The sequence below is a fragment of the Bradyrhizobium sp. CB1717 genome (assembly GCF_029714325.1).
Taxonomy (GTDB): domain Bacteria; phylum Pseudomonadota; class Alphaproteobacteria; order Rhizobiales; family Xanthobacteraceae; genus Bradyrhizobium.
Genome location: NZ_CP121666.1, coordinates 2,623,836 through 2,650,445 on the forward strand (window position 1 = coordinate 2,623,836; position 26,610 = coordinate 2,650,445).

The 26,610-nt window shown below is 65.2% G+C and carries 23 protein-coding genes; 13 read left to right on the plus strand and 10 right to left on the minus strand.

Annotated features, from left to right (window positions below; genetic code table 11):
- Positions 1-10: 10 nt before the first annotated feature.
- From QA649_RS12405 to dctP, 3 genes are all read right to left on the minus strand, one after another.
- Positions 11-1,366 (minus strand): TRAP transporter large permease, encoded by a 1,356-nt coding sequence (locus tag QA649_RS12405; protein WP_283024429.1) that lies wholly within the window; start codon positions 1,364-1,366, stop codon positions 11-13.
- Positions 1,363-1,854, minus strand: coding sequence for a TRAP transporter small permease (locus tag QA649_RS12410; RefSeq protein WP_283026018.1), 492 nt, complete (start codon positions 1,852-1,854; stop codon positions 1,363-1,365). The genes QA649_RS12405 and QA649_RS12410 overlap by 4 nt, the downstream gene beginning before the upstream one ends.
- A gap of 62 nt (positions 1,855-1,916) precedes the next feature.
- Entirely contained in the window at positions 1,917-2,936 is a 1,020-nt protein-coding gene (gene dctP / locus QA649_RS12415) for a TRAP transporter substrate-binding protein DctP (RefSeq protein WP_283024430.1), read from the minus strand.
- A 123-nt stretch (positions 2,937-3,059) separates the two neighbouring features.
- Between dctP and QA649_RS12420 the strand changes: the two genes are divergently transcribed.
- Complete coding sequence (locus tag QA649_RS12420; protein WP_283024431.1) at positions 3,060-3,743, plus strand: GntR family transcriptional regulator; 684 nt, start codon at positions 3,060-3,062, stop codon at positions 3,741-3,743.
- 46 nt (positions 3,744-3,789) lie between these two features.
- On the opposite strand, the gene QA649_RS12425 is transcribed toward QA649_RS12420, so the two are convergent.
- The gene (locus QA649_RS12425) at positions 3,790-4,368 is read right to left on the minus strand and encodes a TetR family transcriptional regulator (protein ID WP_283024432.1); all 579 of its coding nucleotides are present in this window, start codon (positions 4,366-4,368) and stop codon (positions 3,790-3,792) included.
- Between the two features lie 140 nt (positions 4,369-4,508).
- Between QA649_RS12425 and QA649_RS12430 the strand changes: the two genes are divergently transcribed.
- From QA649_RS12430 to QA649_RS12475, 10 genes are all read left to right on the plus strand, one after another.
- Complete coding sequence (locus QA649_RS12430; protein WP_283024433.1) at positions 4,509-5,954, plus strand: MATE family efflux transporter; 1,446 nt, start codon at positions 4,509-4,511, stop codon at positions 5,952-5,954.
- Between the two features lie 14 nt (positions 5,955-5,968).
- Entirely contained in the window at positions 5,969-6,238 is a 270-nt protein-coding gene (locus QA649_RS12435; RefSeq protein ID WP_283024434.1) for a hypothetical protein, read from the plus strand.
- Positions 6,239-6,241: 3 nt separating this feature from the next.
- Entirely contained in the window at positions 6,242-7,036 is a 795-nt protein-coding gene (locus QA649_RS12440; RefSeq protein ID WP_283026019.1) for a MetQ/NlpA family ABC transporter substrate-binding protein, read from the plus strand.
- A 126-nt stretch (positions 7,037-7,162) separates the two neighbouring features.
- Complete coding sequence (locus QA649_RS12445; protein WP_283024435.1) at positions 7,163-8,200, plus strand: putative FMN-dependent luciferase-like monooxygenase; 1,038 nt, start codon at positions 7,163-7,165, stop codon at positions 8,198-8,200.
- 37 nt (positions 8,201-8,237) lie between these two features.
- Complete coding sequence (locus tag QA649_RS12450) at positions 8,238-8,837, plus strand: CMD domain protein (protein WP_283026020.1); 600 nt, start codon at positions 8,238-8,240, stop codon at positions 8,835-8,837.
- An 11-nt stretch (positions 8,838-8,848) separates the two neighbouring features.
- Entirely contained in the window at positions 8,849-9,424 is a 576-nt protein-coding gene (locus QA649_RS12455; RefSeq protein WP_283024436.1) for an alkylhydroperoxidase domain protein, read from the plus strand.
- Between the two features lie 58 nt (positions 9,425-9,482).
- Positions 9,483-10,640, plus strand: coding sequence for an ABC transporter substrate-binding protein (locus QA649_RS12460; RefSeq protein WP_283024437.1), 1,158 nt, complete (start codon positions 9,483-9,485; stop codon positions 10,638-10,640).
- A gap of 56 nt (positions 10,641-10,696) precedes the next feature.
- Positions 10,697-12,520: an ABC transporter permease gene (locus QA649_RS12465; RefSeq protein ID WP_283024438.1), complete on the plus strand. Its 1,824-nt coding sequence runs from the start codon at positions 10,697-10,699 to the stop codon at positions 12,518-12,520.
- Positions 12,520-13,368: an ABC transporter ATP-binding protein gene (locus QA649_RS12470; RefSeq protein ID WP_283024439.1), complete on the plus strand. Its 849-nt coding sequence runs from the start codon at positions 12,520-12,522 to the stop codon at positions 13,366-13,368. Before QA649_RS12465 ends, QA649_RS12470 begins: the two co-directional genes overlap by 1 nt.
- Positions 13,365-14,105: an ABC transporter ATP-binding protein gene (locus tag QA649_RS12475; RefSeq protein ID WP_283024440.1), complete on the plus strand. Its 741-nt coding sequence runs from the start codon at positions 13,365-13,367 to the stop codon at positions 14,103-14,105. Before QA649_RS12470 ends, QA649_RS12475 begins: the two co-directional genes overlap by 4 nt.
- Before the next feature lie 4 nt (positions 14,106-14,109).
- On the opposite strand, the gene QA649_RS12480 is transcribed toward QA649_RS12475, so the two are convergent.
- The 3 genes from QA649_RS12480 to QA649_RS12490 form a co-directional block, all read right to left on the minus strand.
- Complete coding sequence (locus QA649_RS12480) at positions 14,110-15,624, minus strand: ATP-binding protein (protein ID WP_283024441.1); 1,515 nt, start codon at positions 15,622-15,624, stop codon at positions 14,110-14,112.
- 105 nt (positions 15,625-15,729) lie between these two features.
- Positions 15,730-16,548, minus strand: coding sequence for a YkgJ family cysteine cluster protein (locus tag QA649_RS12485; protein WP_283024442.1), 819 nt, complete (start codon positions 16,546-16,548; stop codon positions 15,730-15,732).
- A gap of 338 nt (positions 16,549-16,886) precedes the next feature.
- Positions 16,887-17,951, minus strand: a complete 1,065-nt coding sequence (locus QA649_RS12490; RefSeq protein WP_283024443.1) for a 2-dehydropantoate 2-reductase N-terminal domain-containing protein — start codon at positions 17,949-17,951, stop codon at positions 16,887-16,889.
- Positions 17,952-19,087: 1,136 nt separating this feature from the next.
- Between QA649_RS12490 and QA649_RS12495 the strand changes: the two genes are divergently transcribed.
- Positions 19,088-19,927, plus strand: coding sequence for an alpha/beta hydrolase (locus QA649_RS12495; protein ID WP_283024444.1), 840 nt, complete (start codon positions 19,088-19,090; stop codon positions 19,925-19,927).
- A 135-nt stretch (positions 19,928-20,062) separates the two neighbouring features.
- Here the strand turns inward: QA649_RS12495 and QA649_RS12500 are convergent, their stop codons facing one another.
- Positions 20,063-20,542 (minus strand): MarR family transcriptional regulator, encoded by a 480-nt coding sequence (locus QA649_RS12500; protein WP_283024445.1) that lies wholly within the window; start codon positions 20,540-20,542, stop codon positions 20,063-20,065.
- A gap of 517 nt (positions 20,543-21,059) precedes the next feature.
- Between QA649_RS12500 and QA649_RS12505 the strand changes: the two genes are divergently transcribed.
- Positions 21,060-22,634 carry a porin gene (locus tag QA649_RS12505; RefSeq protein WP_283024446.1) on the plus strand — a complete coding sequence of 525 codons (1,575 nt, stop codon included), beginning with the start codon at positions 21,060-21,062 and terminating at the stop codon, positions 22,632-22,634.
- Between the two features lie 1,010 nt (positions 22,635-23,644).
- On the opposite strand, the gene QA649_RS12510 is transcribed toward QA649_RS12505, so the two are convergent.
- Both QA649_RS12510 and fliI read right to left on the minus strand, forming a co-directional pair.
- On the minus strand, positions 23,645-24,292 hold the full coding sequence (locus QA649_RS12510; protein WP_283024447.1) for a MarR family transcriptional regulator: 648 nt from the start codon (positions 24,290-24,292) through the stop codon (positions 23,645-23,647).
- A gap of 975 nt (positions 24,293-25,267) precedes the next feature.
- Positions 25,268-26,593 carry a flagellar protein export ATPase FliI gene (gene fliI, locus QA649_RS12515; protein ID WP_283024448.1) on the minus strand — a complete coding sequence of 442 codons (1,326 nt, stop codon included), beginning with the start codon at positions 26,591-26,593 and terminating at the stop codon, positions 25,268-25,270.
- Positions 26,594-26,610 lie beyond the last annotated feature (17 nt).

Consider the following 26,610-nt stretch of genomic DNA (forward strand, 5'->3'; position numbering starts at 1 on the left):
CCTCCTCGGGTTATCGCGATGGCGGACCCATCACGAGGTTGGGCAGAAAGGTCGAGATCGACGGCACCAGGCACAGCAGGACGACCGCGAACGCCATCAGCAGGACGAAAGGCAGCGTTCCCCAGATCACGTCCCGCAACGGGATGTCGGGTGCGATGTTCCTGATGACGAAGATGTTGAGGCCGACAGGCGGATGGATGAGGCCCATCTCCATCACGATCGTCATCACCACGCCGAACCAGATCAGGTCGAAGCCGGCGTCCTTGAGCGGCGGCAGGATGATCGGCGCTGTCATGAGGATGATCGAGACCGGCGGCAGGAAGAAGCCGAGCACGACCACCAGCACCAGTATCGCGCCCAGCAGCACCCACCGCGACAGCTGCATCGCGACGATCGCCTGTGCGGCGGCCTGGCTGATGTGGAGATAGCTCATGACATAGGAGTAGAGCAGCGACATGCCGATGATCAGCATCAGCATGGTCGATTCCTTCAGCGTCGATTCCAGGATCGGACCGAGATCCCGCGGGCGCCACACGCCGTAGATCGAGGCGATCAGGGCCAGCGCCAGGATGCCGCCGAGGCCGGCGGTTTCTGACGGCGTGGCATAGCCGCCATAGAGCGCGATCATCACGCCGCTGAGCAGCACGACGAAGGGCAGCACGCGCGGCAGCGCGCCGAACCGCATCGCCATGGTGAAGCGCTCGTTCGACAGGATCGGATGCTGCGCCGGATCGGCCGCATAGGCGCGCTGCGCCGCCGCGTATTCGGCCTTGAACCTCAGCACCGCATAGGTCGCAAACAGCAGCACCAGGAGAAGGCCCGGCCCAATGCCGGCGAGGAAGAGACGTCCGAGCGACTGCTCGGCGGCGACCGCGTACAGGATCATGGTGATCGAGGGCGGCAGCAGGATGCCCAGCGTGCCGCCGGCGGCGATCACGCCCGCGGCAAAGCCGCCGGAATAGCCGCGCTTGCGCATCTCGGGAATGCCGGCAGAGCCGATCGCCGAGCAGGTCGCCGGAGACGATCCCGCCATCGCGGCGAACAGCGCGCAGGCGAAGACGTTGGCGATGCCGAGGCCGCCGGGAATGCGGCCCATCCAGACATGCAGCGCGCTATAGAGATCCTGTCCCGCCTTCGACTTGCCGATCGCCGCGCCCTTCAGGATGAAGAGCGGGATCGCCAGCAACGTGATCGAGGCCATCTCCTCGTAGACGTTCTGCGTCACCGTATCGAGCGATGCGGCGGGCATGAAGTAGTACATGAAGACGACGGCGACCGCGCCGAGCGCCAGCGCGATCGGCATGCCCGAGGCCATGACGGCGAGGGTCGCACCACCATACATCAGTCCGACGGCAAGCGTGCTCATTTGCTCCTCCATCCATCGAGGCTCGCGGCGAGCTGAAGCGCGATCTGCAGCGTCATCAGCGTCATGCCCAGCGACATCATGCTGTAGGGGATCCACAGCGGCGGGGCCCAGGTCGAGCCGGACACCTGGCCGTCGACCCAGGCTTCGTGGAACAGCGTCCAGGATTTCCAGGCGAAGAAGCAGCAGAACAGCAGGCTCGCGGTGTCGACCAAGAGCATGCGGATCGCATTGCCGCGTTTCGACAGATAGCCGGTGAGGGCCTCGATGCCGATATGGCCGCGTCCGCCCTGCACGAAGGCGGTGGAGAGGAACGTGGCGCCGACCAGCAGGAACACCGCAGCCTCGTCCTGCCAATAGGTTGCCGCGTTGAAGAAGTAGCGCGCGGCCACGCTGTAGCTCAGGATCGTGCTCGCGACGATAAGCGCGATCGAGCAGAGCACGACGATCGCCTTGTTGAGCAGGGCCATCGCGCGAGCGATCCGTCCCATCCGAGAACCGGGTCGCGCCGCCGTCACCGTGGCTGAATGGCCGAGATCGATGCCGTGCGCGCTCATGAGCCGGCCTCCATGGCAAGCTTGATCAGACGGGCGCAGTTCTCGTTCTTGCCCGCGTAGTCCTTCCAGGCCGTGTCGCGCGCAAGCTCGCGCCACGCCTGAACCGTCTTGTCGTCGAGATCGTGCACGGTCGCGCCGGCGGCCTGGTAGACCTTGGTCACGCGGACGTCGTCCTCCACCGCCGCCGCGCGGCCGAACGCTTCGAGCTCGGCGCCGACCGAGACGATGATGTCGCGCTCCTCGCTGGAAAGCCGGTCGAACACTGCCTTCGACATCACGAGCGGCTCGAGCATGAACCAGTAGCTCTTGGCTCGGCCGGTCGTCAGATGCTTGGCGAGCTCTTCGAGGCGGAACGAGGTCAGGCTGGTGGACGAGGTGAGGGCGGCATCGCACGCCCCGGTCTGCATCGCCGCATAGAGTTCGTTGGAGGGCAGCGACAGCACAGAGGCGCCGGCCGCCTGCAGCACGAGATCCATCTCGCGCGAGCCGCCGCGGACCTTCATGCCCTTGGCATCGCCGACCTCGACCAGCGGACGCGCACGGCTGGCGACGCCGCCGGCCTGCCAGATCCAGGTGATAATGACGAGGCCTTTGGCGGCGAGGAATTTGCTGAACTCCTGGCCGATCGGCTTGTTCTTCCAGCCGAGGCCTTCGTCGTAACCGGTGACGAGGCCCGGCATCAGGCCGATGTTCAGTTCGGGAAGATCGCCGCCGGCGTAGGAGATCGGGATGAGGCTCATGTCGAGCGCGCCTTTGCGCATCGCCGAGACCTGCGCGTTGGTCTTCATCAAGGACGAGCCCGGATAGATCTCGGCGGTCATCGCGCCCTTGCTGCGCTCCTGAATCTGCGCCGCAAAGCGCCGGCAGAGCCGGTCGCGGAAGTCGCCCTCGGTCGCGGTGCCTCCTGGAAACTGGTGCGAGATCTTCAGCGTCGTGGCCGCGCGCGCCTCTCCGAACCGGAGCAAGGCCGGGGCCGCGATCCCCAAAGCCAGGGCTTGGCGTCTCGAAATCCTCATTCCATACCTCCCGTTGCTAGATTGCATTTTTTATTTCTAATCTTGCATACAATTACTATATCAACTGCATGCTGTATGTTTTGTCAAGCTTGTGGTATGGAATTGGCCTATAAGGTGCATACAATGAGCCAGGCCTTCAGACTGAAGCAGTCGATCGAAGACGCTGTGATTGCGGGGGAATTCCTGCCGGGCGACCGCCTGGACGAGGCCTCGCTCGCGGAGCGATTCGGGGTGTCGCGCACCCCCATTCGGGAGGCGCTGCTCCAGCTCGGCGCCGAAGGTTTCATCGATGTCCGCCCGCGCCGGGGCGCGATCGTCAGCGTTCCGTCACCGACCCGGCTGTTCGAGATGTTCGAGACCATGGCCGAGATCGAAAGCGCGTGCGGGCGGCTGGCCGCGCGTCGGCTGACGCCGGACAATGACGCGGCGATGGAGACGGCTCACCGCGCCTGCGAGATCGCCGCGCGCGAAGGCGACAGCGAGCAGTACTATGCCGACAACCGCAATTTTCACGAAGCGATCTATCGCGCCAGCCGCAACAGCTTTCTCGCCGATCAGGCCTTCGCCCTGCACAAGCGCTTAAGCGCCTATCGCCGCATCCAGCTTCGGGCGCGTAATCGTCTGCTGCAATCGCTCCAGGAGCACGCCGGGATTCTCGAAGCGATCCGTGCCGGTGACGAGCAACTCGCCGCGACGCGACTTCACGACCACGTGCTGGTGCAGGGCGAGCGCTTCTCGGACATGGTGCTAGGCCTTGCCGGCGATCGGCGGTCGGATGCCGCCGGCAGCAGGAGCGGGACGAAATGAGCGGAGACGGGCTGACGACGTTCGCCAGTCTGGCTCGCCGATCCGCTCACCCTCCGCCGCCGAGCTTGATGGCGGCCTCGACCGCGCTCTCCAGAATTTCTTCCGACAATTGCCGGTCGTTGACCGCGCGCGACAATTGTAGTGCGCCGACCATCGTGGCGTAGATCGCGATCGCCCCGCGGCGCCGATCGTCCGCTGAACCTTGCGGGAGCTGCTCGGCCATCAGCGCGATGATGTCGGACATCTTCGCGGTGAAGGCCTCGCGCGTCGCCTTCGGGTGCCGCGCGATCTCGGATACGAGCGCCGCGGTTGGGCAGCCGGTCGCCACGCGGTCGCGATGTCTCGGCGAGAGGTAGTCGCGGATCGTGGTCTCGAGCGCAATCCCGTTCGCGAGATTGTCTTTGTGCCGCTGCTCGCGCCATTCCAGCGCATCCAGCAGCACCGTGCGCACCAGATCCTCCTTGGATTCAAAGTGCGTGTAGAAGGCGCCATTGGTGAGGCCCGCCGCCGACATGATGCCGGCAAGCCCGACAGCGGCGATGCCGCTCTCGCGGAACTGTGCCGATGCGACGTCGAGAATGTGCCGCCGTGTCGCGTCCCTGTGCCCCTTGTCGTAGCGCGCCATCCAGCCTCCTCGCGATCCGGTGTTCGGCCCGGCCACAAAATCGTGAGGCGCGGCCATATTGCATTACGATCATAATAATAGATTATACTCATAATGCAATGGGCGGCCGTCCGGCGGTCCGAAAGATGAAGGATCGCACCATGTCCGTCGAGGATGCCGCCGCGCCGCCCTTGTCCGCTGCACAATTCGTGGCCCGCCCGGCGGCCCCGCTTCGCCAGGCGGCGCAGGCCGCCCCGAGCGCGGCCGAGCAGAGGCGCGCTGCACTGCTGACGGCGCCGATCCTCTCCACGCTCCTCAAGCTCGCCGCGCCGACCGTGACCGTCCTGGTGGCGCAGACCGCGGTTAACATCGCAGAGGCCTATTATGTCGGCTTCCTCGGCACCGACGCCCTGGCGGGCGCGGCGCTGGTGTTCCCGATCTTCATGCTGATGACCATGATGTCCAATGGCGGGTTCGGTTCCGGCGTTGCATCTTCTGTCGCCCGCGCGGTCGGCGCAGGCCGCCGCGACGATGCGGAGGCGGCGCTGTTTCATGCCGTGGTGCTCGCGATCATCGCGGGCGGCGTGTTCACGTCGGGCGTGATCTTCGGAGGCCCGCATCTCTATCGCGCCCTCGGCGGCACGGACGGTGCGCTCGCTGCCGCCACCACCTATTCCAACTATCTTTTCGCCGGCGCCATCCCGGTGTGGATCGTCAACCTCCAGGCGGCCGCGCTGCGCGGCTCCGGCAATGTCAGGGTGCCTGCGCTGGTGACGCTGGTCGGCGCGATCGTGACCATTCCGGTCTCGCCGGCCCTGATCTTCGGCTTCGGGCCGATCCCGCGACTGGGCATCGGCGGCGCCGGCGTCGCCTTCGGTCTTTACTATGGTGCGGCCATGCTGTTCCTGCTGCGCTACATGGCGTCGGGGGCGACCGGCCTGCGGCTGCACATCGTGCCATTGCGCGCAAGAATCTTCGGCGACATGCTGAAGGTCGGCATTCCCACTGCGTTCAACGCCGTGCTGACCAATCTCACTGTCATCCTCGTCACCGGCGCGGTCGGCCTGTTCGGCACCTCTGCGCTCGCCGGCTACGGCATCGCCTCGCGGCTCGACTACATCATGATCCCGCTGCTGTTCGGCATCAGCACGGCGACGCTGACCATGGTCGGCGTCAACATGGGGGCCGGGCAGTTGGCGCGGGCGCGGAGAATCGGCTGGATCAGCGGCGCCGTCGGTATGGCCATGACGGGCACGATCGGCCTGCTGGTCGCGATCGTCCCGACCGCCTGGCTCCACCTCTTCAGCCACGACGCGGAGGTGGTGAGCGAGGGCATGACGTACCTGCGCATCGTCGCGCCGGCCTATGCCGCGCTCGGCTTCGGCTTCGTGACGTCCTTCGCTGTCCAGGGCACCGGCCGTGCCATGGGCCCGCTCGCGTCCTCGGTCGCGCGCATCCTGATCGCGGCTGGCGGCGGCTGGATCGCTGTAGCAGGCTTTGGTGCCGGTATGGCGGGACTCGCCGCCATGGTCACGGTCTCGCTGGTCACCTATGCGGCAATTTGCACGCTGATCATGCTGTCGCCGTCGACTTGGCGGTCCGAATAGGGGCCGTTGATCGGATGCTGGCGACGCCGATTGCCAGCACCGACATCAAGAGCACAGTCGTCAGCAGTTCCACCGCGGTCTTCGGCTCGGCCAGCCAGCGCGAGACCTTTTCGGTAGAGGACAGCGTGGCACGCTTGCTAAGGGGCGTCGTATTGCCTGCGAATTCGTTTCCTATTTTGTGCCGAATGGAGAAGGTGTTCTTCGCCGTGCGTGCCAATTTGGATTTCCTTTTCATTGATTTCGTCTCGCGGAGAAGCGAATACGGTTCCAATGATTGTCGTTGAGTGATGGAGACCAAGATGTCGTTTCGCCTCCCCCTGATCCTCTCGGCCGTGCTCGCCGCATGGTCCGCCGCAGCCGCGGCCGAGACCATCAAGATCGGCGTGACGCCGGGGCCGCATGCGCAGATCCTCGAAGCCGTGAAGCCGATCGCCGCCAAGCAGGGCCTCGACATCCAGCTGCTCGAGTTCTCCGATTACGTGGTGCCGAACGCCGCGCTCGATGCCGGCGAGATCCAGGCCAATTCGTTCCAGAACCAGCCCTATCTCGACAACCAGAAGGCCGACCGCGGCTACAAGATCGAGTCCGTCGGCCTCACCGTGAACTTCCCGATCGGCGTCTATTCGAAGAAGCACAAGGCCTTCGCCGACATCCCCGAGGGCGGCAAGGTGTCGATCCCGAACGATCCGACAAATGGCGGACGCGTGCTGCTGCTGCTGCGCGACAAGGGCGCGATCAAGCTGAAGGACGGCACGGGCTTCAAGCCGACGGTGCTCGACATCACCGAGAATCCCAAGAAGCTGAAGTTCATCGAGGTCGATGCGGCGCAGGCTCCGCGCGCACTCGACGACGTCGACGCAGCCGCGATCAACACCAATTATGCAACCCAGGCGGGCCTCGATCCGGTCAAGGACCCGATCCTGCGCGAGGACCCGAAGGGGCCCTATGTCAACCTGATCGCCGTGCGCACCGCCGACAAGGACAAGCCCTGGGTCAAGATCCTCGTGGACAGCTATCACACGCCCGAGGTCAAGGAGTTCGTCCTGACCAAGTTCAAGGGCGCGGTGCTGCCGAGCTGGTAGGCAGTCTGCCCAGCCAGAGTCCAGCGCAGGAGGGATGATCCGGCGGGCAGCCTTGCGCAATGCCCGCTTGTCTGGAGCTGCGGCAACCGACATCATCGGGGCCCATCCTCGCCCGACAGGGATCGTATGAAACGCTTTGCAAATCTGAAACGCCTGGGCTTCTTCACGCGGCTGCTCGACGAGGCGCCGCCGGCGGACCGCTACCGCTTCGCGGCCGAGCAGATCGTGCGCGCCGAGAGGGCCGGGCTCGATTCCGCGTGGATCGCGCAGCATCATTTTCACGAGCGCGAAGGCGGCCTGCCGTCGCCCTTCACCTTCCTCGGCTATGTCGCAGCGCAGACCTCGCGCATCCGTCTCGGCACCGGCATCGTGACGCTGCCGCTGGAGAGTGCAGTGAGGGTGGCGGAGGACGCCGCGGTGCTCGATCTCCTCTGCAACGGCCGCTTCGAGCTCGGCGTCGGCACCGGCGGCAACCCGTCCGCCTTTACCGCCTTCGGCCTCGACGGCGCCCAGCGCAACGAGATCTTTGCACGCAATCTGGACATCGTCCGCAAGGCACTGACCGGCAAGCCGCTCGACGGCGGCGACACGCTCTATCCGCAGCGGCCGCAACTGGACAAGCGCATCTGGCAGGCGACATTCTCCGTCGCCGGCGGCGCCCGCGCCGGCAAGGCCGGCGATGGCCTCCTGCTGTCGCGCACCCAGCCGCGATCCAAGGACGCGCCGAACGCGACGCTCGCCGAGATCCAGAACCCGATCATCGACGCCTATCTCGAAGCGCTGCCGCCCGGCTGCGAGCCGCGCATCATGGCCTCGCGTAGCGTCTTCGTCGCCGACGACCATCGCGAGGCGCTGCGGCTTGCCGATGTCGGACTGCGCCGCGCGCTGCCGCAATTCATGAAGGGCGGTCACCTTCCGCCGGGTGAGACGCTGGAGGAGATGATCACCGCGTTCGACACCCATGTCGGCGCCGCCGACGAGGTGATCGCCTCGCTCCGCACCGATGCCACGCTGGAGCGGGTGACCGATCTGGTCTTCCAGGTGCATTCGGTCGATGCGCCGCACCCCTATGTCCTGCGCTCGATCGAGCTCGTCGCCGACAAGGTCGCGCCGGCGCTGGGCTGGACCCGGACGGCGGCCAAAGACGTTGCTCTCGCAGGCTAGCCGGGATGAATGTGATCGCGTTGCACGAGGCTGAATGATGGCACCAAAGGATATCATCGACACGCTCGCCGGGATCGAGCCCGGCTCCACCCTGGACGCCATCCGCGCGCGTCGCCTGCAGGCGCGCGAGAACGCGCAAAAGAGCTATCTCTCGCTGTTCGAGCCGATCGACGCCGGCGATTTTTCGCTTACCGAACGCGCCGCGGTCGCGGCCTTCGTGACCGGGCTCCATGGCGAGTCGCCTGTGGCGGCCTTCTATCGTGAGAAGCTCGCCGCGAACGCAGACGGAACGGCGCTGGTCGAGGCGATCAAGTCCGAGATCGCGCGCGGCAGGACCTCGGGTCCCTATGGCGCCTTTCCGGCCGGCCCGCTGTCGGACGAGAACAAGACTGGCTTGATCTATCGCGTCAGCGCGGAACGCAAACCGCAGCTTGGCACCCGGCTGGTTGCGGCGCTCGAGCATGCGCATCTGCTGGTCTTCCGCCCGCGCGATGCCGCATCCGCCGACATGAAGGCGCTGCTGGCTGCTGGCTGGTCGACCACCGGCATCGTCACGTTCTCCCAGCTCGTTGCGTTCCTGTCGTTTCAGGTCCGCGTCGTCAGCGGCTTGCGCACGCTCGCAGCGGCAAGCGCTTAGGAGGTTGCATCATGAGCACCATCAATCCGCCCGTCGTGTTCACCCAGGACGAGCTCGGCTGGGTCTCGTGGATCGACCCGCTGCCCGAGGCCGAGCTGACCGAGCGGCACTTCGCCGGCCTCGTCGATCGTGCCCGCGCCAAGTCGGAATACTTTCGTCTTCTGGTGCGCGATCCTGAGGTTCTGGAGGCCCGTACCAAGACCGACAAGGACATCTTCTATAACGTTGCCGACGGCCTGCCGCGTGCCGAGCGCGAGCTCGCAGCCGCCGCGACCTCGCGCTACAACGGCTGCATCTATTGCGCCTCCGTGCATGCGCGTTTCGCCAGCACCTATTCCAAGCGCCGCGACGACGTGCAGCGGCTGCTCGACGAAGGCGTCGGGGCCGATCTCGGCGAGCGCTGGAATGCCGTGGTCAAGGCCTCCGTGGCTCTGGCCGAGACGCCGATCGCCTTCGGTCCCGACAATATCGCGGAGCTGCGCAGTGCCGGTCTCGACGATGCCGAGATTGTCGACGTCATCAACGGCGCCTCGTTCTTCAACTGGGCGAACCGGCTGATGCTGTCGCTCGGCGAGCCCTCGAAATAGGCAATCTCACCGGCACAAGAATTGCTGCTTGTATCAACTAAAGTGGATGGAGCCGTGCATGAGCAACATCGATCGTCGTACCCTGGTCAAGGGCTCGCTCGCCGCCATGATGGCGGGGGCGGCCTTCTCGCGTAGCGCGTTTGCGCAATCCTCCGAGCCGATCCTGCTCGGCGTCAGCGGCCCCCTGACCGGGCCGAACGCGCAATATGGCACGCAGTGGAAGCAGGGTTTTGACCTCGCGCTCGACGAGATCCAGGCGGCCGGCGGCATCAATGGCCGCAAGCTCGCTTATCAATTCGAGGACAGCCAGAGCGATCCGCGCCAGTCGGTGGCGATCGCCCAAAAGTTCGTTTCCAATCCCGCCATCGTGCTGGAGCTCGGCGATTTTTCCAGCCCCGCGTCGATGGCGGCTTCGCCGATCTACCAGCGCGCGGGCCTCGTGCAGTTCGGTTTCACCAATTCGCATCCCGACTTCACCAAGGGTGGCGACTTCATGTGGAGCACGTCGGTCAGCCAGGCCGACGAGCAGCCGCTGCTGGCGTCCTACGCGGTGAGGCGCCTCAAGCTGAAGAAGCTCGCGGTGCTGCACCTCAACACCGATTGGGGCCGCACCAGCCGCGACTATTTCGTCAACGCCGCCAAAGAATACGGCGCGGAGATTGCGGTCACCGAAGGCTACATCGCGGAAGAGCGCGACTTCCGCTCCACGCTGGTGCGCGTACGCGATGCCAATCCCGACGGACTGATCCTGATCTCCTATTATTCGGACGGCGCATTGATCGCGCGCCAGGCGCGGCAGGTCGGATTGAAGCAGGTGATCTGCGCCGCCAGCTCGGTCTACTCGCCGAAATTTCTGGAGCTCGGCGGTGAGGCGGTCGAGGACGTTCACGTCGGCACGCGCTATTTTCCGGAAGACCCGCGGCCGGAAGTGCAGAAGTTCATTTCCGGCTTCAAGAGGAAGTACAACGGGCTGGAGCCCGACGCCTTCAACGCCTACGCCTACGACGCGATGAACATGGCGGCCGCGGTGGTGAGGATCGGCGGCACCGATCGCAAGGCGATCCGCGAGGCCTTCACCAAGGTGAAGGACGTCCCGAGCGTCATCTTTGGCACCGCGACGTTCGACGTCGCGACCCGACGCGTCAAAGGCGCCATGAACGCGGAGCTCGTCGTGCGCAAGGGCCAGTTCGCGCTCTGGGACGGCAAGCCGACCTGACCTGATGGCCGGAGCGGGGGCTCCGGCCGCTTTCCTCTCTTCGCGGTGATATCAGCGTGTCTTCCTGGCTCGACTACACGATCAACGGGCTGATCGTCGGCAATGTCTACGCCCTCGTGGCGGTCGGGCTCGCGCTGATCTTCGGCGTCAGCCGGCTGATCAACTTCGCGCAAGGTTCGATCTATCTGGTCGGCGCCTATATCGGCTGGGTCGCGGTGGTGCAGCTGCATACGCCGCTGCCGCTCACCATCATCGTGGTGGCGGCGGCCGCGGCGGTGGTCGGCCTGATCATCGAGCGGTTCGGCCTGCGTCCACTGCAGAACTCGGTGCGCATCGCGCCGCTGCTGGCGACCATCGGCATCAGCTTCGTGCTCGATCAGCTTGTGATGCTGACCTTCTCGCCCAATCCGCGCGCGCTGCCGAGCCAGCTGCCGGATGTTCGCTTCCAGGTCGGCGGCGGCACCATCGGTCCGCTCGATCTCTTGATCGCCGGCGTCGGCCTCACCAGTGCGCTCTTGCTGTTCGTGTTCCTGCGCTACAGCAAGCTGGGCTGGGCCGTGCGCGCCGCCTCGCAGGACCGCGACGCCGCGATGCAGATGGGCGTCGACGTCAACCGCGTCAATCAGGCGGTGTTCGGCATCGCCGCCGCGCTCGGCGGCGTCTCCGGCATGCTGGTCGGCATGTACTACAACCAGATCGACACCGCGATGAGCCTGCAGGCGACGCTGAAGGGCGTCGTCGCCGAGGTCGTCGGCGGCGCCGGCAATGTGCCGGGCGCCGTGATCGGCAGCCTGCTGCTGGGATTGGTCGAAAGCTACGGCGTCGCCGTGTTCGGCACCAGCTATCGCAATCTGTTCGCGTTCCTGCTCTTGGTCGTCGTGCTGGTGCTGCGGCCGAACGGCCTCTTCGCCAGCGCGCGGCAGGCGCCGCCCGAGCCGCTCACCGGCACCTTCATCGCGCCGAGCCGCCCCGTGCGCATTCCGCGCTGGGCCCTGGCTGTCGCCGCCGTCGGCTTTGCGATCCTGCCGTTCTTCCCGGTGTCCTTCTACGTGCTCCAGACCCTGATCAATGCCTGGCTGCTCGGCATGCTCGCGCTCAGCCTGACGCTGGTTGCGGGCACGGTGGGGCAGGTCTCGCTCGGACATGCCGCGCTGCTTGCGATCGGCGCTTATACGTCGGCGCTGCTGTCGCTGACACTCTCCGTCCCTGTCGGCCTGGCCGTGATCGGCGGCGGCCTGATGAGCGCCGCGCTCGGCACGCTGCTGATCTCGCCGTCCTTCCGCCTGCGCGGGCATTATGTTTCGATCGCCACCCTTGCCATCGGCGAGATCGTGTCGCTGGTGATCCTGAACTGGGAAAGCGTGACGCGCGGTCCGATCGGCATTTCCGGCATCCCGCCGCTGTCGCTGTTCGGCTACGACCTGATCAGCCCGTCCTCGATCTACTGGTTCAGTTTTGCGGTGATGACCGTGCTGGCGCTGCTGCAAGGACGCCTGCTGGGCTCGCATCTCGGCCGTAGCTTCCGTGCCATCCGCGACGACGACATTGCCGCGCGCGCCTATGGGCTCAGCCTCAATCGATACAAATCGCTGGCCTTCATCTTCGGCGGTTTTGCCGCCGGCGTCAGCGGCGGCATCGCCGCGCATCTCTACTCCTACATCAACCACGAGACCTTCAACACGCAACAATCGATCCTGGCGCTGACCGTCGTCATCCTCGGCGGTCTCGGCAATGTGGTCGGCGCGATCGTCGGGGCAGTGGCGCTGGTCGGGCTGCCTGAGGTGTTCCGGATCGCGGCGGAGTATCGCATCCTGATCTACGGCATCGTGCTCTTGCTGCTGGTGCGGTTCAGGCCGCAGGGCCTGTTGGGGACGATCTGATGGCGGAGCAGCACAATCCCATGCTGTCTCTGCGCGGGCTGACGCGCCGCTTCGGTGGCCTGACCGCCGTCGACGCCATCGATCTCGACCTCGCCAGGGGCGAACTGATCAGCATCATCGGCCCGAACGGCGCCGGCAAGACGACGCTGTTCAATCTCGTGACCGGGCTCGATCGGCCGGATGCAGGTACTGTGAGCTTCGAGGGCCAGGACATCACCGGCCTGTCGCCGGAGCGACTTGCGGGCCAAGGCATCGCGCGCACCTTTCAGCTCGGCCGCGTCTTCGGCAATCTCAGCGTCATGGACAATGTCCTGATCGGCGCCCACACGCGGCTGCGCGCCGTGAAGCCGGCGGTGCCGGTGATCGGCCCGCTGCTCGAACTGGGCCTGGCGCTGCTGCGCCCGGCCAGCGTCAAGGCGGAAGAGGAGCGGCTGCGCGAGGAGGTGAGGGCCATCCTCGCCCGCTTCGGCGAGCGGCTGCTGCCGCGCATCGACCAGCCTGCCTATAGCCTGTCTTACGCCAATCGGCGCCGCGTCGAGATCGCGCGTGCTCTGGCGCTGAAGCCGCGCCTTTTGCTGCTCGACGAGCCGACCGCCGGCATGAATCCGACCGAGACCGCGGAGATGCAGGCACTGGTCGCCGAGCTGAAGGCGGAAGGGCTGACCATCCTCCTGATCGAGCACAAGCTGGAGATGGTGATGCGCCTGTCCGACCGTGTCATCGTCATGGACGAGGGCAAGAAGATCGCGGAAGGACCGGGCGAACAGGTGCGAACCGATCCCAAGGTGATCGAGGCCTATCTCGGCCACGGGCTATCAGGGACGGCGGAGCAGGAGAGTGCGGCATGACGGCGAACGTCCCCGAACCGCTGCTGGCGCTATCGAACGTCAACACCTTCTACGGCCAAGCCCAGGTGCATTTCGACCTCTCGATCACGGTCGCGCGCGGCCACATCGTCTGCCTGCTCGGCGGCAACGCCAGCGGCAAGTCGACGACGATGAAGATCATCCTCGGTCTGGTCAAACCGCGCTCGGGCGAGGTGACGTTCGACGGCGCCTCGCTGATCGGGCTTTCCACGCCGCAGATCGTTCGCCGCGGCATCGCCTCGGTGCCGGAGGCGCGGCGGCTGTTCGCAGACATGAGCGTGCGCGAGAACATTTTGATGGGCGCCTTCGTGCGCAACGACCGCGACGCGGTGGCGCAGGATCTCGACAGGATGCTGACGCTGTTCCCCAAGCTCGGCCAGCGGCTGTCGCAGCGCGCAGGCTCCTTGTCCGGCGGCGAGCAGCAGATGGTCGCCATGGCGCGGGCGCTGATGAGCCGGCCCCGTATGATCGTGATGGACGAGCCGACCATGGGCCTGTCGCCGCTCTATGTCGACCGAGTGCTGGAGCTGATCCGCACCATCAACCAGGAGGGCGTCTCGGTGTTTATGGTCGAGCAGAACGCCAGCCTCGCGCTGGAGATCGCGCATGAAGCCTATGTGCTGCAGACCGGCAAGATCGTGCTGTCGGGCGCGGCGCGGGCGCTGAAGGACGATCCGCGCGTGCGCGACGCCTATCTCGGCGGCTCCGAGGCGGCGTAGCGCTTTAGGCCGAAGCCGCGCTCGGCGCCGGCTCCGCCGGCAGATCGTCGCCATTGGGATCGCCGGGCGCGGTCGCCCAGGCCAATTCCACCAGCGTCACGATCCTGCGGCCGCCGCCGTCGAGCTGGACGACGATGAGACCCTGCTCCTCCATATAACCGAGCAGGCGCTGCGCGCGGCGCAGCGAGTGTGAACCATAAGCCCGCGCGATCGCGGCATCGCCGGGGCAGGGCCAGCCTTCCTTCGCCGCGCGCGCGATCATCATGAACACGCCCTGCATGTCGTCGGGCAGGATCGAGGCGCGCAGCGACACGTCCTGCCAGGCGTCGTCTTCAGTGAGATCGGTACCGACGCCGGCGCGCGCATGCGTCAGCATGCGGCGGAATTCGTTGAGATCGGGCACTGCTGCCCCTAAGCCCTCGATGCGGCAGCGGACCACGAATTCCTGATACAGCACGCCGATGGCGCGGAAGCCGGCGTCGGGCTCGGCCAGCACGGCCCGCAGGGTACGATCGACGCGCTCGCGCCGCTCGGCGAGTTCTTCGGCGCTGACGGACACCTCGATCGGCTCCGCGCGCACGTCCGGCACGGCAGCCGCCTTCGCGGCGCGGAGCTGCTCGAGCAGGTCGGGCGCAGGCCGGCGCTGCGGCCGGCTGGCATCGGGCGGCGGCGCGGCCAGGATCACGGCGCGCGCATCCTCCAGCATTGCCCCCGGCAGCGGCATCAGCCGCGGCGTGGAATTGCGCGGCTGGGTGTCGGTCGCGCCGATGTTCAGACGTAGCGGACGGCGCGACAGCGCAGGTCCCAGCGCCATGAACTGGCCGCGTTCGAGATCGCGAAAGGCTTCGGCCTGCCGCCGCTCCATGCCGAGCAGATCGGCGGCGCGCGCCATGTCGATGTCGAGGAAGGTGCGGCCCATCAGGAAGTTGGAGGCTTCGGCCGCGACGTTCTTGGCGAGCTTGGCGAGGCGCTGGGTCGCGATGATGCCGGCGAGCCCGCGCTTGCGGCCGCGGCACATCAAATTGGTCATGGCGCCGAGCGAGAGCTTTCGCGCCTCGTCCGAGACTTCGCCCGCGACCGCCGGCGCGAACAGCTGCGCCTCGTCGACCACCACCAGCATCGGGTACCAATGATCGCGGTCGACATCGAACATCCCGCCGAGAAAGGCCGCGGCGCGCCGCATCTGGTTCTCGGCATCCAGCCCTTCGAGATTGAGCACGGTGGAGACGCGATGCAGCCGCGCGCGCTCGCCGGCAACCTGGAGGCCGCGCTCGGTGTGGTCCTCGGCGTCGATCACGAGATGGCCGAAGCGCTCGGCCAGCGTGACGAAATCGCCTTCGGGATCGATGATGGCCTGCTGCACCCAGGGCGCGCTCTGCTCCAGCAGCCGCCGCAACAGATGCGACTTGCCGGAGCCCGAATTGCCCTGCACCAGGAGACGGGTCGCCAGCAGTTCCTCGAGGTCCATGGCCGCCGCGGCGCCTGCCGTGGTCTGCCCCATCTCGATCGCAACCGTCATGTCCCCGACTCAAGTCCCCATCATCCGCGGACAGGGGCTTATCAATCCCGCCGCGGCGCGTCGAGCGCTGCAGCGCGAATCAGGCCGCGTTGCCCACGGCGGCGTTCAGGCGTGATTCGAGAGACGTAGAAGTGCGGGCCGGTAGGGCGCCTGCGGGTCGTCGTCCTCGTTCTCCGGAATCGCGCAGGAGCCGAACTCCTGCCTGATCCGCTCGATCTCGGCGATGCGCGCATGCAGCCGCTGCAAATGTTCAGGCGACCGCGCCCGCCAGAACCGGAATGTGTCGGCCGTGAGCGGCAGGAACGCCGTTCCGAACAATGTCGGCTCGGGAACGACGGTGCGTCCGAGCAGCAGGAACCGCTCGGCGCCGGAGACGACAAGGGTCGCATAACCGCGATTGCCGATCCGCCTGATCCCGTTCAGCGACCATTCGGCGAGCTTGCTGAAATACGGCTCCTCGCGCCAGCGATCGGGACAATCGTCATCGACGGTGACGTTGACGGCGTCCTGGCTGAAATGCACCACGATGCCCGACTTCGCCGGAAACCAGTCGTCGTCGAGATGGCCCTGCAGCCAGGCGCAGACGAAGGACCGGCACATCTGCGGACGGCGCTCGTAGATCGTGCATCCGGTCCCGGCCTGCCAATGCCGGCACAGCTGGTTCACCGGCTTGTCGACGCCGGCCACTTCGAGGATGTCGCAGCAGGCGTTGCACGATCCGCATTGCCGCGCGGGCATTGTGGTCTTGGGCAGGCCGGTCGCACGAAAGCCCTGGCCGTCGCGGACCAGCAGCTTCTGCTTCTCCAGCGCCGTCAGCGCACGTTCGATCTTGAGACGGGACAGCCCGGTGGCGTCGATCACGCCCTTCATCGTCGTCGCGCCCGCCTCCACCGCGCGGACGACGCTCAGCATCGCCTGGTCCATGGCTTCTTCTGTTCTTGTGGGGATGCCCAACGCGGGTTGCGCAAACCAATGCCGGAAAAGGTGATTTACAAAGCTATGTTGCTGACGCCTATGCGCGAAGCAAGAAGACGGGACGTGCGCGGCGACACGATCGCGTGATCAGGGCTGCGCGCTCGCTCTCGTTGCATTGGTGCGACACCGGGAACCGTTTGCTCGATTGACGGGATTGCGACGCATCGGTGCTGCGCGAACCGCGCCCCGGCGCGGTCACGCGGGTCGCGGTCACCGGCCTGATCTGGCTTCAATCATTGCCGAGCGCGTGAAGGCCGACGCCAGCGCGTGCGACGGACGCGGCGCGCTTACTGTGCGCCCGATCCGCCCTGCACGATCTTCTCGTTCAGCTTCTGGTCCACGGTCTCCACCGTGCGGTCGATCTCGGCATTGGGTACGCCGAGCTGATGCGAGATCAGCTTCACCAGGAGGTCGACGCGCTCGATGAAGGGCGCGCCGCTTGCGACCGCGCGCGCGGCCGAAGACGGCTTGAGCAGGCTTTCGGCGGCCTTGGCGTATTTCGCGAATGGCACCTGGTCCTGCGGATCGGCACCGAGGCGGCGGGCGAGGGCATCGACATGGTCGTAGATCGTCTGCGAGCGTGCGAGGTCGCCATGCACGGCGTCGCGGATCGATTGCGGCTCGTTCGGGGTGATGCAGCGGTAATTGCCGGTGAGCAGCATCGACCATTTCGCCAGCGGCACGAACAGGGAATCGAACACCTTCAGCTTCACCGGCACGTCGTGGCCGTCGAGCGTCACGGCGTCGATGTCGGCTTCGAGCTCGCGCAACAGCTTGTTGTGCTTCTCGTCCGCGAAGACCGATGCCTTGAAATTGGTGGGCAGGCCGACATGAAGCACGTTCGCGGCTTCCTCCGGCGGGCGGAAGGCCTGCGGGTCGGGCGAGCACAGCGTCACCAGCCCCGGCTCGAACCGCTCCCACACCTGCGCGTTGGTGTAGGCCTCCTCGAGGTCCATGTCGGCAAGCGCCGGAATCCGCTTCAGGTAGGGCAGCGGCGGCATGTTCATGATCGACAGGCACGGCAGCTTCGCCGCGGCGATCTTGACCATGAGGACGCGCACCGTGTGGTTGGTGTATTGCGGCTCCTGCATCGCCAGGCCAACCAGATCGTAACGGGAGAGATCGACGTTGGCCGGCGTCACGGCATCGAGCTTCCCGGGAAGGTTGCGCGAGAAGATTGCCCGGTGCACGGCCTCGTCGCGCAACTTGATGCGCACCTCGGTACCGTCGCGATTGATGAGCTCTGCGGTCTTGGCGCGGCAGACCAGGGTCACATTGTGCCCCGCCATCAGCAGCTTCGTGCCCAGCAGGGAGCCGTAGGAAGCCCCGAGAATCAGAATGTTACGCGCCATGTTTCGTCCCTTGGAGATGTCATGTGATTTTTGCGCCCGGCCATCGTCCGAGGGGGCGTTTGCCGGGCATGTAAAGCGAAGTGGCCGGCTATGGCAACTGGGATAATGCATACAAGGGCGCCGGAAGGTCAGGCGGGCAAGCCCGGTCGCGCCGTGGCCACCGAAGTGCGGACGAATCGGCCGGGCGACGGCTGCAGATCCGCTCGTTGCTTGAAACAAGTTATTTCCGGACGTTCGGAATGTTTGTATGCGAATGAGCGCGCTCAGGGAGCCGGCTCGTCGATTTCCGGCACGTCGACAGTCGGAAAATTCCGGGCGAAGACAATCGTCAGCGACGAAGCGGCAATCGGCCGCATCTGCCATCGCTGCCGTGATTGGCGGCGCGCCGCATGTACCCATAAGAAGTTCATGAAACGCCGATACGGGTCATGCCTCTTCTGTCATCAAACGGCATCCAAATTTTAGTCGTTAGCCGCAACAAAAAACTGCAAACGGAAGGCTGCAAAAATGGCAAAGTGGCGCGGGGCCATAACTGTAGATCAGCAATGGAGCTGAGACGTGACGATTGAGTTGGAGTCGGCGTGCAACTTGTGTTGAGACCGACTGATGGGGGTGGCACACCGTGTGGCCCAGTGCCCGCGCGAAGCGAAGACGAACTGAACATCGGATGGGATTTCGCTTCACCTAAGGCTCGATCCCCGCGGGGGGGTGCTCTGTCTCTGCGCGGAATGGCAGCGAAACAGATCGACGAGGCCGACGGCATCAGCAGACGCAAGCGTGATGCACGCGACCAGGTACGCCTGGGATCGCATCGAGCAGACGTGCACGGCGTTGCGCTGACGGCGCAGCCTGCAAGTCTGGCCAATCGCTGACGGCGCCGTTCGGGGAAAGAAATGGAAGGTCATTATTGGCCTCACGGCGCCAGCGATGGCGCCGGCGGAGGCCTGGTACGCTTGCGAAAGCGCGCGTCCGAATTCTTCGAAAGTCTGTCTGTCGCGGAGCTTTCGCGTGAGGCGCACAGGCATCTGTGGGTTTCAGACTGGTTGAGGCTCGCGGGAGACTATCGGAGCTCCGCCGAATCCGCGCGCGCAGATGGTGCCGGCCGGATCGCGCGCGAAGCGTGGATGTGCGCGCTCATGGCGTTCGAAGTCGCGCGAAGCCTGTCGTCTCCGGGAGATCTGGCGAGCGCCGACTTCGCGGACAAGGTCGGTCTCAGCCTGAGAAGCTTCGCGGACGATGCGGTTCACGCGATCGAGCGCGTCGAGATTGACGGCTTCGATCAGGGCGCGTTGACCGGCTACTTCCTGCCGGCGCTCCGTCACGGGCCTTCCGCGCCCGCGGTCATCTGCGTCGCCGACGAGGACATCACCCTGGCCTCGATGGTGAGCAGGCTGTTGCCCGCCGCGCTGCGCCGTAACATGTCGCTTCTGCTCATCGATGCCGGCAATTCGCCTGTTCGTCGCCCGCTCAAACAGGAGCATATCCTCCAATGCTGGCTGGACTATCTGGAGGCTCGCCCGGATGTCGACGCGCAGCGGATCGCGATCTACGGCGAAGGGGCGGGCGCCAGTCATGCCTCCCGCCTCGTCCTCTCGGATCGCAGGATAGCCGCCGCCGTGTGCGACGGCGGCCTTTTGCGGCTGGTCACGCAGCGTGCATCGGTTCATTGGATGACAGGCGTTGAGCAGGTTGCCGCGGGCGAAGTCCCGATGCGTCCGCTGCCGTCGTCGCGCCGGATGGCCTGCCCGGTTCTCATGGTGGTCGGCAGCCGCTCGATGATGCGCGAGCAGGAGGCGCTCGAGCTGCAAGCCGGCTATCGTCAGGCCGGAGCCGACTGCTCGGTCGTCGTGCCGAACCGCATCCCGTATCCTCTGGGCGAGGTCGAGAACTTCGTCACGGTGGATGACTTCATTTTCGAGTGGCTCGACGCCAAACTTGGAGCGGCCCGTCGCCTCGACCCCGTCACCTATCTCTAGCGCGTGAGCCGCATGACCGAGCCGCGGTCTTCTCGCGGCGAACGCGGCACAGTCATACGGGGACAACGGCCTGATGCGCGCCGAGGATTCTTTCCCATGCCGTCACGCCTTGGCTGCGTCGGGAAGAGCCGCGGATCACGACACGTCGATGGCCAGCAGCCGTGCAGCGAGCCGGGCATTCTTGGCGATGGTCGCGAGCGCGGCATTCAGATCGGCGAGGGTCTTTTCGTCGAGCTCGTTGAACATGGTCGAATTCAGGGCGAGCTTCCGCTTGGACAGTTTTTCGATGTCCGTTGTCGCCTTTTCCGTCAGCGACATCAGAACGAAGCGGGCGTCGTCGGCTGCGGGCCGTCGCGACAGGAAGCCGCCCTTCTCGAGACTCTTGGTCTGGTTGGTTACGAAGGCGGGGTGGATCCGCAGCTTGTTCGCAATGTCGATTCCGGCGACGCCACGTCCCTCGTCCAGCTCGGTGATGGCCATCAGGATCAGCCATTGCGGCTCGGTGATGCCCAGCAGTCCGGCCCAGCTGCTGTGGATGTCCTCCAGCTGCGAGTGGATTTCAACGATATTCCAGATGAAGTCCGTAATCGCCCGGTCGAGCTTCTTCTCGATCATGTGGCTTCCCCCCGTTGGCCTCGATCATTTTTCTTTTTGTCTTGATCGGTCTTGTACCGGGATATTGGCAAGCCGTCTCGCCCATCGTTGCGCGAAAACTTCACTGGGAAAATCGTGCCGGCACTTAATACTTGCAGAAAACAATTAATTGAGTTACGTCTCTTGCACTCAGAATTTGCTGCTCTTGACCATAGTCAACGGACGGCGATGTGAGACCTCCAAGAAAGCCCTCGGGATGCCCCCTGAGGGCTTTTTCTTTTATTTCAGGTGCTTGCACCGGCCCAGAGACTCCTGTTGCTTGCAGGCAACAGCCTTTTCCGAACTTGCGCTTCAGCAAATCAATGAATTGAGGCCATTGTTTTTATAAACTATATGTGAATCCACGACGGAGGGGGGGCACCTCGCTGTCGTTTCAGTCCGGACCTTCAGTGCGGACCTGAATTGAACGGAAATTGAGAGGGTCAAGCGGCCTCCACCGAGGAGCCGAGCCCCCTGAACCGACCTGGAGGTTTATCTAATGAAGTTGACGAAGACGCTCTTTCTCGGCTCGGCAGCCGGCCTGATGGCCGTCTCCGGTGCGTTCGCAGCCGATCTCCCCGTGAAGGCCAAGGCGGTCGAATACGTGAAGGTCTGCTCGCTGTACGGCGCCGGCTTCTACTACATCCCGGGCACCGACACCTGCATCAAGCTCGGTGGTTACCTGCGCGCTGACGCCGTGCTGGGCTCCAACTCGGACTTCAACCCGAACCAGAGCGGTACCGCCGGTGCGCGCAACCGCATGATGAACTACTATACCTTCCGCGCTCGTGAAGACCTGAACATCGACACGCGCACGGCCACCGAATACGGCGTGGTCCGTACCTTCTTCGACGGCGTGTTCACCTGGACGACCGGCAACTATACGCCCACCGGTTCGGCGACGGGTGCGACCCAGTACAGCGGTACGCTCGGTCTCAACGCTGCTGGCACCGGCCTCGTCGGCTCGGGCAGCGGCAACGTCAACGGCACCGACGGCAACACCTCGGCCGGTGCGCTCGGCGTGTACTACGCCTTCATCCAGTTCGCTGGCTTCACGATGGGTAAGGCCGTGTCGCAGTTCGACGCGCCCTGGACCAACTATCCCGGCAACATCACCGACAACCTCGTCGGCGGCAGCGGCACCGTGACCGGCGTCACCCAGTTCACCTACACGGCCGATTTCGGCCAGGGCGTGACGGCGTCGTTCTCGGCTGAAGATGCGACCGCGTACTATCAGGCCGGCAACCTCAACATGACCGGCGCGACCGCCTCCGGCATCCTCGGTGGCTCGTACGGCACCAACGCAATCGGCGGCTCGCGTTCGCCGAACCTCGTGGGTCAGGTGCGTGTCGACCAGGCCTGGGGCCTGTTCCAGGCGTCGGTGGCTGCGCATGACAACCACGTGGGCTACTACGGCGCGACGGAAACCACCGGCCACCCCGACGACAAGTGGGGCTGGGCGGTTCAGCTCGCTCTGTCGATCAAGAACATCCCGACCGGCGCGGGTGACACGATCAACATCCAGGGCGTCTACACCGACGGTGCGACCCGCTACAACTTCCAGAACCTGTCGGGCAGCAGCTACGCGCTGTTCGGTAGCTCGAGCACGGCCTACGGCAGCGTCGGCTTCGCCAATGCTCCTGACACCGTCTTCGTGACCGGCAGCTCGCAGGAAACCGTCAAGACCTGGGGCTTCCGCGGCGCCTACACCCACAACTGGGATCCCTACTGGAACACCGCGCTCTACGGTGCCTATGCTCAGGCCCAGTTCGGCACGCTGGCCAAGACCTCGATCTGCGGCGCCGGTGGCGCTGGCGGCACGTTCGGCAGCCTGGCCGGTGTCACCTCGTGTAACCCGGACTTCGCGATCGGCCAGCTCGGTATCGTCACCCGCTGGACCCCGGTCAAGAACCTGACCTTCTCGGCCGACCTCTCCTGGACGCACCTCGACCAGAAGTATTCTGGCGTGGTTGCCATCGCTCCGTCGAGCACGACCGCCAAGCCAGCCGCGACCTACGAGCTGAAGGATCAGGACTCGATCGCGATGATCCTCCGCGCTCAGCGCAACTGGTAAGATCTGTCGAAAGATCTGAAAGAGCACCCGGCGGGAAACCGCCGGGTGTTTTTTGTTGTGCGAGGCTGATCATTTGAGGCCGAGGCGCCGAAGCCCCGTAGGCCGGGTGAAGCGCAGCGCAATCCGGGAAAGGTGTCTCGCCGAACGCGCGGTCCCGGATTTCGCTTCCGCGCCATCCGGGCTACGGCGCCGGGTGTGTCGCCCGGCTGTCAATCCGCTCGCGCAAAAATATTCCGCTTTGCCGAAATTCGGATTTGTCGTATATCTCGCCCATCCCGGCTCATCCTTGAGGGGCGATCATGTGGTCGTCGTTTTCGCGAGCCGGGTTTGCGGTGGACGCGGCAGCGTCGGGCGCGAAAGGTGCGGGCAGGGAGGGTAGTCCCCGGTGAGCTCGCGGCCGCGTGCGGACGAACGGCGCTGACAGGTTCGTCTCGTCTGTAAGTTTCCGGCTCCGTCGACAGGGCTGGGAAAACTGCGGCGAAATGGCGGGCCGCGCGTACGGCAAAACCGTGTGGTCCTGGCCGTCGTTGCTACGGTCAAGCTCTTGCGGATGCGGTGATCGCGTCAACCGGCGCGGTGCTGGTGAATTCCGTGAGCGTGAGGGAGGCCAGAAGGAATTCGGCTCCCGGGAGAGCGCGGCATAAGCCGTCCGACCATCGCGCAGGGAAGGCCGAGTGATTGGCTCCACCTGTATGCTGCTGTGCGGTTCCTTTGCGCTACATCTTCGCGCAGCGGACCGCGGGTGCGAGGTCAGCACCCGGCCTTCCCTGCGCCCTCTTGGCTAGAGAGGGTGGAGAGACCAAGCAAAGCTCGGGCGAATTGCGCCGCGAGGATGCGGAGGCGTGTCTGTAAGTTGAAATGCAAGCCGAAAGAGCGACGCTGCTGCCTCATACTCCGTCATTGCGAGCGCAGCGAAGCAATCCAGAATCCCTCCGCGGAAAGACTCTGGATTGATTCGCTGCGCTCGCAATGACGATGATGAAGCCAGTCGCCCGGAAATTGCGCGCGCCTCAGCCCTGGCTCGCCACCCGCGCGCGATCGAGATGCTCCTCGATCTTGGGGCGGTCGCGGGTGCGCTCGAAGCTGGTGCAGAGCAGCTCGGTCTCCTCGAGCGAAACAGGGGCGCGATACAACCGGCACATGAACTCGGCGGTTGTACGCCCCTTTGCCGCGGCTGGTCCGAGGCCTGGGCTGCGTTCGGCGAGAAACATGCAGTCCCGGCAGATGCTGGCATCGAGTCGCTGATGCGCGGCGTCGAGGTGATTGAGGATCTCGCGCATCGAGTCGCGCAAGCGGATGCACTCGTCGGTCCCGAGCGCCGTGACAGCATTCACCACGTGATTGATCGGATCGTGCTGGCTCAGGCACTTCTCGCCCTGCGCGGTGACATGGAGCACCACGGAGCGCTTGTCCTCATGCGAGGGTTTGCGCACCAGGAAGGACTTGCTCTCCAGCGTCTTCACGATCTGCGATGCCGTCGCCCTGGTGGCGCCGATGAAGCCGGCGAGCGCGGACGGTGTGCGCGAAAACCTGTTGGCGCGGCCGAGAAACCGCAGCGCCATCCATTCCCGATCGCGCAATCCATGCTGATTGCCTTCGAAATACCAAGCCCGCGCCGCCTGGACCAGCAGCTCGACGGCTTCTCTTGCCAATGGCATGGATTCCTACCTCGCCCCCGGAACTTCGTCTGCGGCGTCCCGAAGCCGCCTTGCGCCCTGGCTCGCGAATCCTTCGAGGAACGTCAGACCTCTGGAGGCGTCCGATGAGCACGTCGTGCCCGGCCTCCGCTCGATGGCAGAGACTGCAATGCGCCCGATACTGACCAATGAGCGAGGTGCAGTCCGGAGCGCGAGGCTACGTCGCCGATGGCATGCCAATCGCGTCGTCGCACGGGAGCCCGGGTTGCCGTCACCAGCGAATGATGGATCGGAGTTGTTCAACCGAAGCCCCTGAAGTTCAAGTCACACGCACACGTTTCTTATCTTCCGCCGAAACGATGAATGAGCTTCTCAACAAAATCAAGTAGAGACGCTCTCGGAGACTGGATGTCGTCGCAGGCGAATGTAACGTTCAAGACAATCTCGCTTTCAGGAACACATGATAGTGAATGCAATACGCTGTCCCGCGCGCAACATGCGCGCAACTATACGACGGTTTGATTGCACAGCATGTTGATGTCTGCCGTTGATGCAGGTTGATCGAAGCTTGTGCATGACAAACGCGATCTGTGTTGATGAATCATCCACAACTTGTGCGATCTGCGGGAGAATTGCCCGAGGGAACCCGAAGGAATTGCACGCGGCGGTTGTTGTGGGCGCGATTCGGAGAATCGATGATTCGCTTCGCCTGCCACGCGGCCGCCCATGCTCCTCCGAACGGTTGAAACGCTCATGAGAGGAAGGGCGGCAGCCATGGGTGTGCTTGCGCCGACAGCGTGGCGGCATGCGTGAACGGCTGTCGGGATCGTGAGCAAGGCGAAATCGCGGGCGCCGCGCGCCCCGTCCCGGCCTGCTAAGGCATGTTCCGGCCCCGGAGGGCCGCGTTAGCGCAAGGTACGAAGCGGTTGTCCGGAAAGATCATGCGCAAACAACAACCTAGAGCGCGATGACGATTCATCCGAATCTCATCGCGCGTCAGTCGCCCTTGAGCATGTCCCGGAGCTCGCGGAACGGGTCGGCGCTTGGCGGCGCGGAGGCCTCCTGCCGCATCGCGTTGTAGATTCGCGGAACCATGTCGACCGCCTGGTCGAGGCCCGAATCGCGTCCGGGCTGGTATCCGCCCATCAGGCGCAGGTCGCGGGTGTCCTCGTATTTGGCGATCATGGTGCGCAGCTTGCTCACCAATTCGCGTTCCTCGGGGTCCCAGACGTTGTGGGCGAGGCGGGAGACCGAGGCGAGGACGTCCACGGCCGGATAGCGGGCCTGATCGGCGATGTGCCTGGAGAGCACGATGTGCCCGTCGAGCGTGCTGCGGATGGTGTCGGCGATCGGCTCGTTGTGGTCGTCGCCGTCGACCAGCACGGAGAAGATGCCGGTGATCGTGCCGGATCCCTCTTCGCCGGGGCCGGCGCGCTCCAGGAGGCGCGGCAGGTCGGTGAAGACCGTCGGTGCGTAGCCGCGCGCCACCGCGGGCTCGCCGGCGGCGAGCGCGACCTCGCGCGCCGCGTGGGCGAAGCGGGTGATCGAATCGACCATGAGCAGGACCGATTCGCCCCGGTCGCGGAAATACTCGGCAACCGCCATGGCCGTCTTCGGCGCCAGCCGCCGCATCATCGGGCTTTCATCGCCCGTCGATACGATGGTGACGGCACGGCTGCGGTTATTGCCGAGCACGTCCTCGATGAATTCGCGCACCTCGCGGCCGCGCTCGCCGACCAGCGCCAGCACGACGGTGTCAAAACCCTGGCTGCGGGCGAGCATGGCGAGCAGCGTCGATTTGCCGACGCCGGAGCCGGCGAAGATGCCGACGCGCTGGCCGGCGCAGATCGGGGAAAACAGGTCGATGACGCGCACGCCGGTACGCAGCGGCTTATGGACGCGCGCGCGCTTCATGGCCGACGGCGCCTCGGCCTCCGCCGAGACGGCGCGCGATCCCGGCGTGAGCGGACCCTGTCCGTCCAAGGGGGCGCCGAGCGCGTTGATGACGCGGCCCTTCCAGCTCGGATCGGGCGCGAAGGACAGCGGCGGCATCCGATAGGCGACCGAGCCAAGGCCGCCACCGAACTGCCGGTCGAACGGCTTGGCGATGATGCCGTCGCTGTCGATCCGGACCACTTCGCCGATCTGGGGCTTGCCGCCGGAATTGACGCCGATCAGCTCACCCAGCCTGACGAAGCGCGACAGGCCGGAGACACGGAAATGCGTCGGTGCGATCTCGGAGATCGCGCCGCTGACGCTGGCCAGGGGAGTGCTCTGCTGAAGCTCCAGCAGCGCCCACTCGAGTTGCCGAAGAGCGTTCAAGGAAACCGTCCACCCTC

Excerpts from the sequence above, each read along its gene's own strand:
- QA649_RS12485 (WP_283024442.1), bottom strand. The coding sequence starts at position 16,548 with ATGGACCAGGCGATGCTGAGCGTCGTCCGCGCGGTGGAGGCGGGCGCG.
- QA649_RS12440 (WP_283026019.1), top strand. The coding sequence starts at position 6,242 with ATGGAGACCAAGATGTCGTTTCGCCTCCCCCTGATCCTCTCGGCCGTG.
- QA649_RS12480 (WP_283024441.1), bottom strand. The coding sequence starts at position 15,624 with ATGACGGTTGCGATCGAGATGGGGCAGACCACGGCAGGCGCCGCGGCG.
- QA649_RS12500 (WP_283024445.1), bottom strand. The coding sequence starts at position 20,542 with ATGATCGAGAAGAAGCTCGACCGGGCGATTACGGACTTCATCTGGAAT.
- QA649_RS12460 (WP_283024437.1), top strand. The coding sequence starts at position 9,483 with ATGAGCAACATCGATCGTCGTACCCTGGTCAAGGGCTCGCTCGCCGCC.
- QA649_RS12455 (WP_283024436.1), top strand. The coding sequence starts at position 8,849 with ATGAGCACCATCAATCCGCCCGTCGTGTTCACCCAGGACGAGCTCGGC.
- QA649_RS12495 (WP_283024444.1), top strand. The coding sequence starts at position 19,088 with ATGGCGTTCGAAGTCGCGCGAAGCCTGTCGTCTCCGGGAGATCTGGCG.
- QA649_RS12445 (WP_283024435.1), top strand. The coding sequence starts at position 7,163 with ATGAAACGCTTTGCAAATCTGAAACGCCTGGGCTTCTTCACGCGGCTG.
- QA649_RS12430 (WP_283024433.1), top strand. The coding sequence starts at position 4,509 with ATGTCCGTCGAGGATGCCGCCGCGCCGCCCTTGTCCGCTGCACAATTC.
- QA649_RS12490 (WP_283024443.1), bottom strand. The coding sequence starts at position 17,951 with ATGGCGCGTAACATTCTGATTCTCGGGGCTTCCTACGGCTCCCTGCTG.
- QA649_RS12510 (WP_283024447.1), bottom strand. The coding sequence starts at position 24,292 with ATGCCATTGGCAAGAGAAGCCGTCGAGCTGCTGGTCCAGGCGGCGCGG.
- QA649_RS12420 (WP_283024431.1), top strand. The coding sequence starts at position 3,060 with ATGAGCCAGGCCTTCAGACTGAAGCAGTCGATCGAAGACGCTGTGATT.
- QA649_RS12405 (WP_283024429.1), bottom strand. The coding sequence starts at position 1,366 with ATGAGCACGCTTGCCGTCGGACTGATGTATGGTGGTGCGACCCTCGCC.
- QA649_RS12425 (WP_283024432.1), bottom strand. The coding sequence starts at position 4,368 with ATGGCGCGCTACGACAAGGGGCACAGGGACGCGACACGGCGGCACATT.
- QA649_RS12475 (WP_283024440.1), top strand. The coding sequence starts at position 13,365 with ATGACGGCGAACGTCCCCGAACCGCTGCTGGCGCTATCGAACGTCAAC.
- QA649_RS12410 (WP_283026018.1), bottom strand. The coding sequence starts at position 1,854 with ATGGGACGGATCGCTCGCGCGATGGCCCTGCTCAACAAGGCGATCGTC.
- dctP (WP_283024430.1), bottom strand. The coding sequence starts at position 2,936 with ATGAGGATTTCGAGACGCCAAGCCCTGGCTTTGGGGATCGCGGCCCCG.
- QA649_RS12450 (WP_283026020.1), top strand. The coding sequence starts at position 8,238 with ATGGCACCAAAGGATATCATCGACACGCTCGCCGGGATCGAGCCCGGC.
- QA649_RS12505 (WP_283024446.1), top strand. The coding sequence starts at position 21,060 with ATGAAGTTGACGAAGACGCTCTTTCTCGGCTCGGCAGCCGGCCTGATG.
- QA649_RS12435 (WP_283024434.1), top strand. The coding sequence starts at position 5,969 with ATGCTGGCGACGCCGATTGCCAGCACCGACATCAAGAGCACAGTCGTC.
- QA649_RS12470 (WP_283024439.1), top strand. The coding sequence starts at position 12,520 with ATGGCGGAGCAGCACAATCCCATGCTGTCTCTGCGCGGGCTGACGCGC.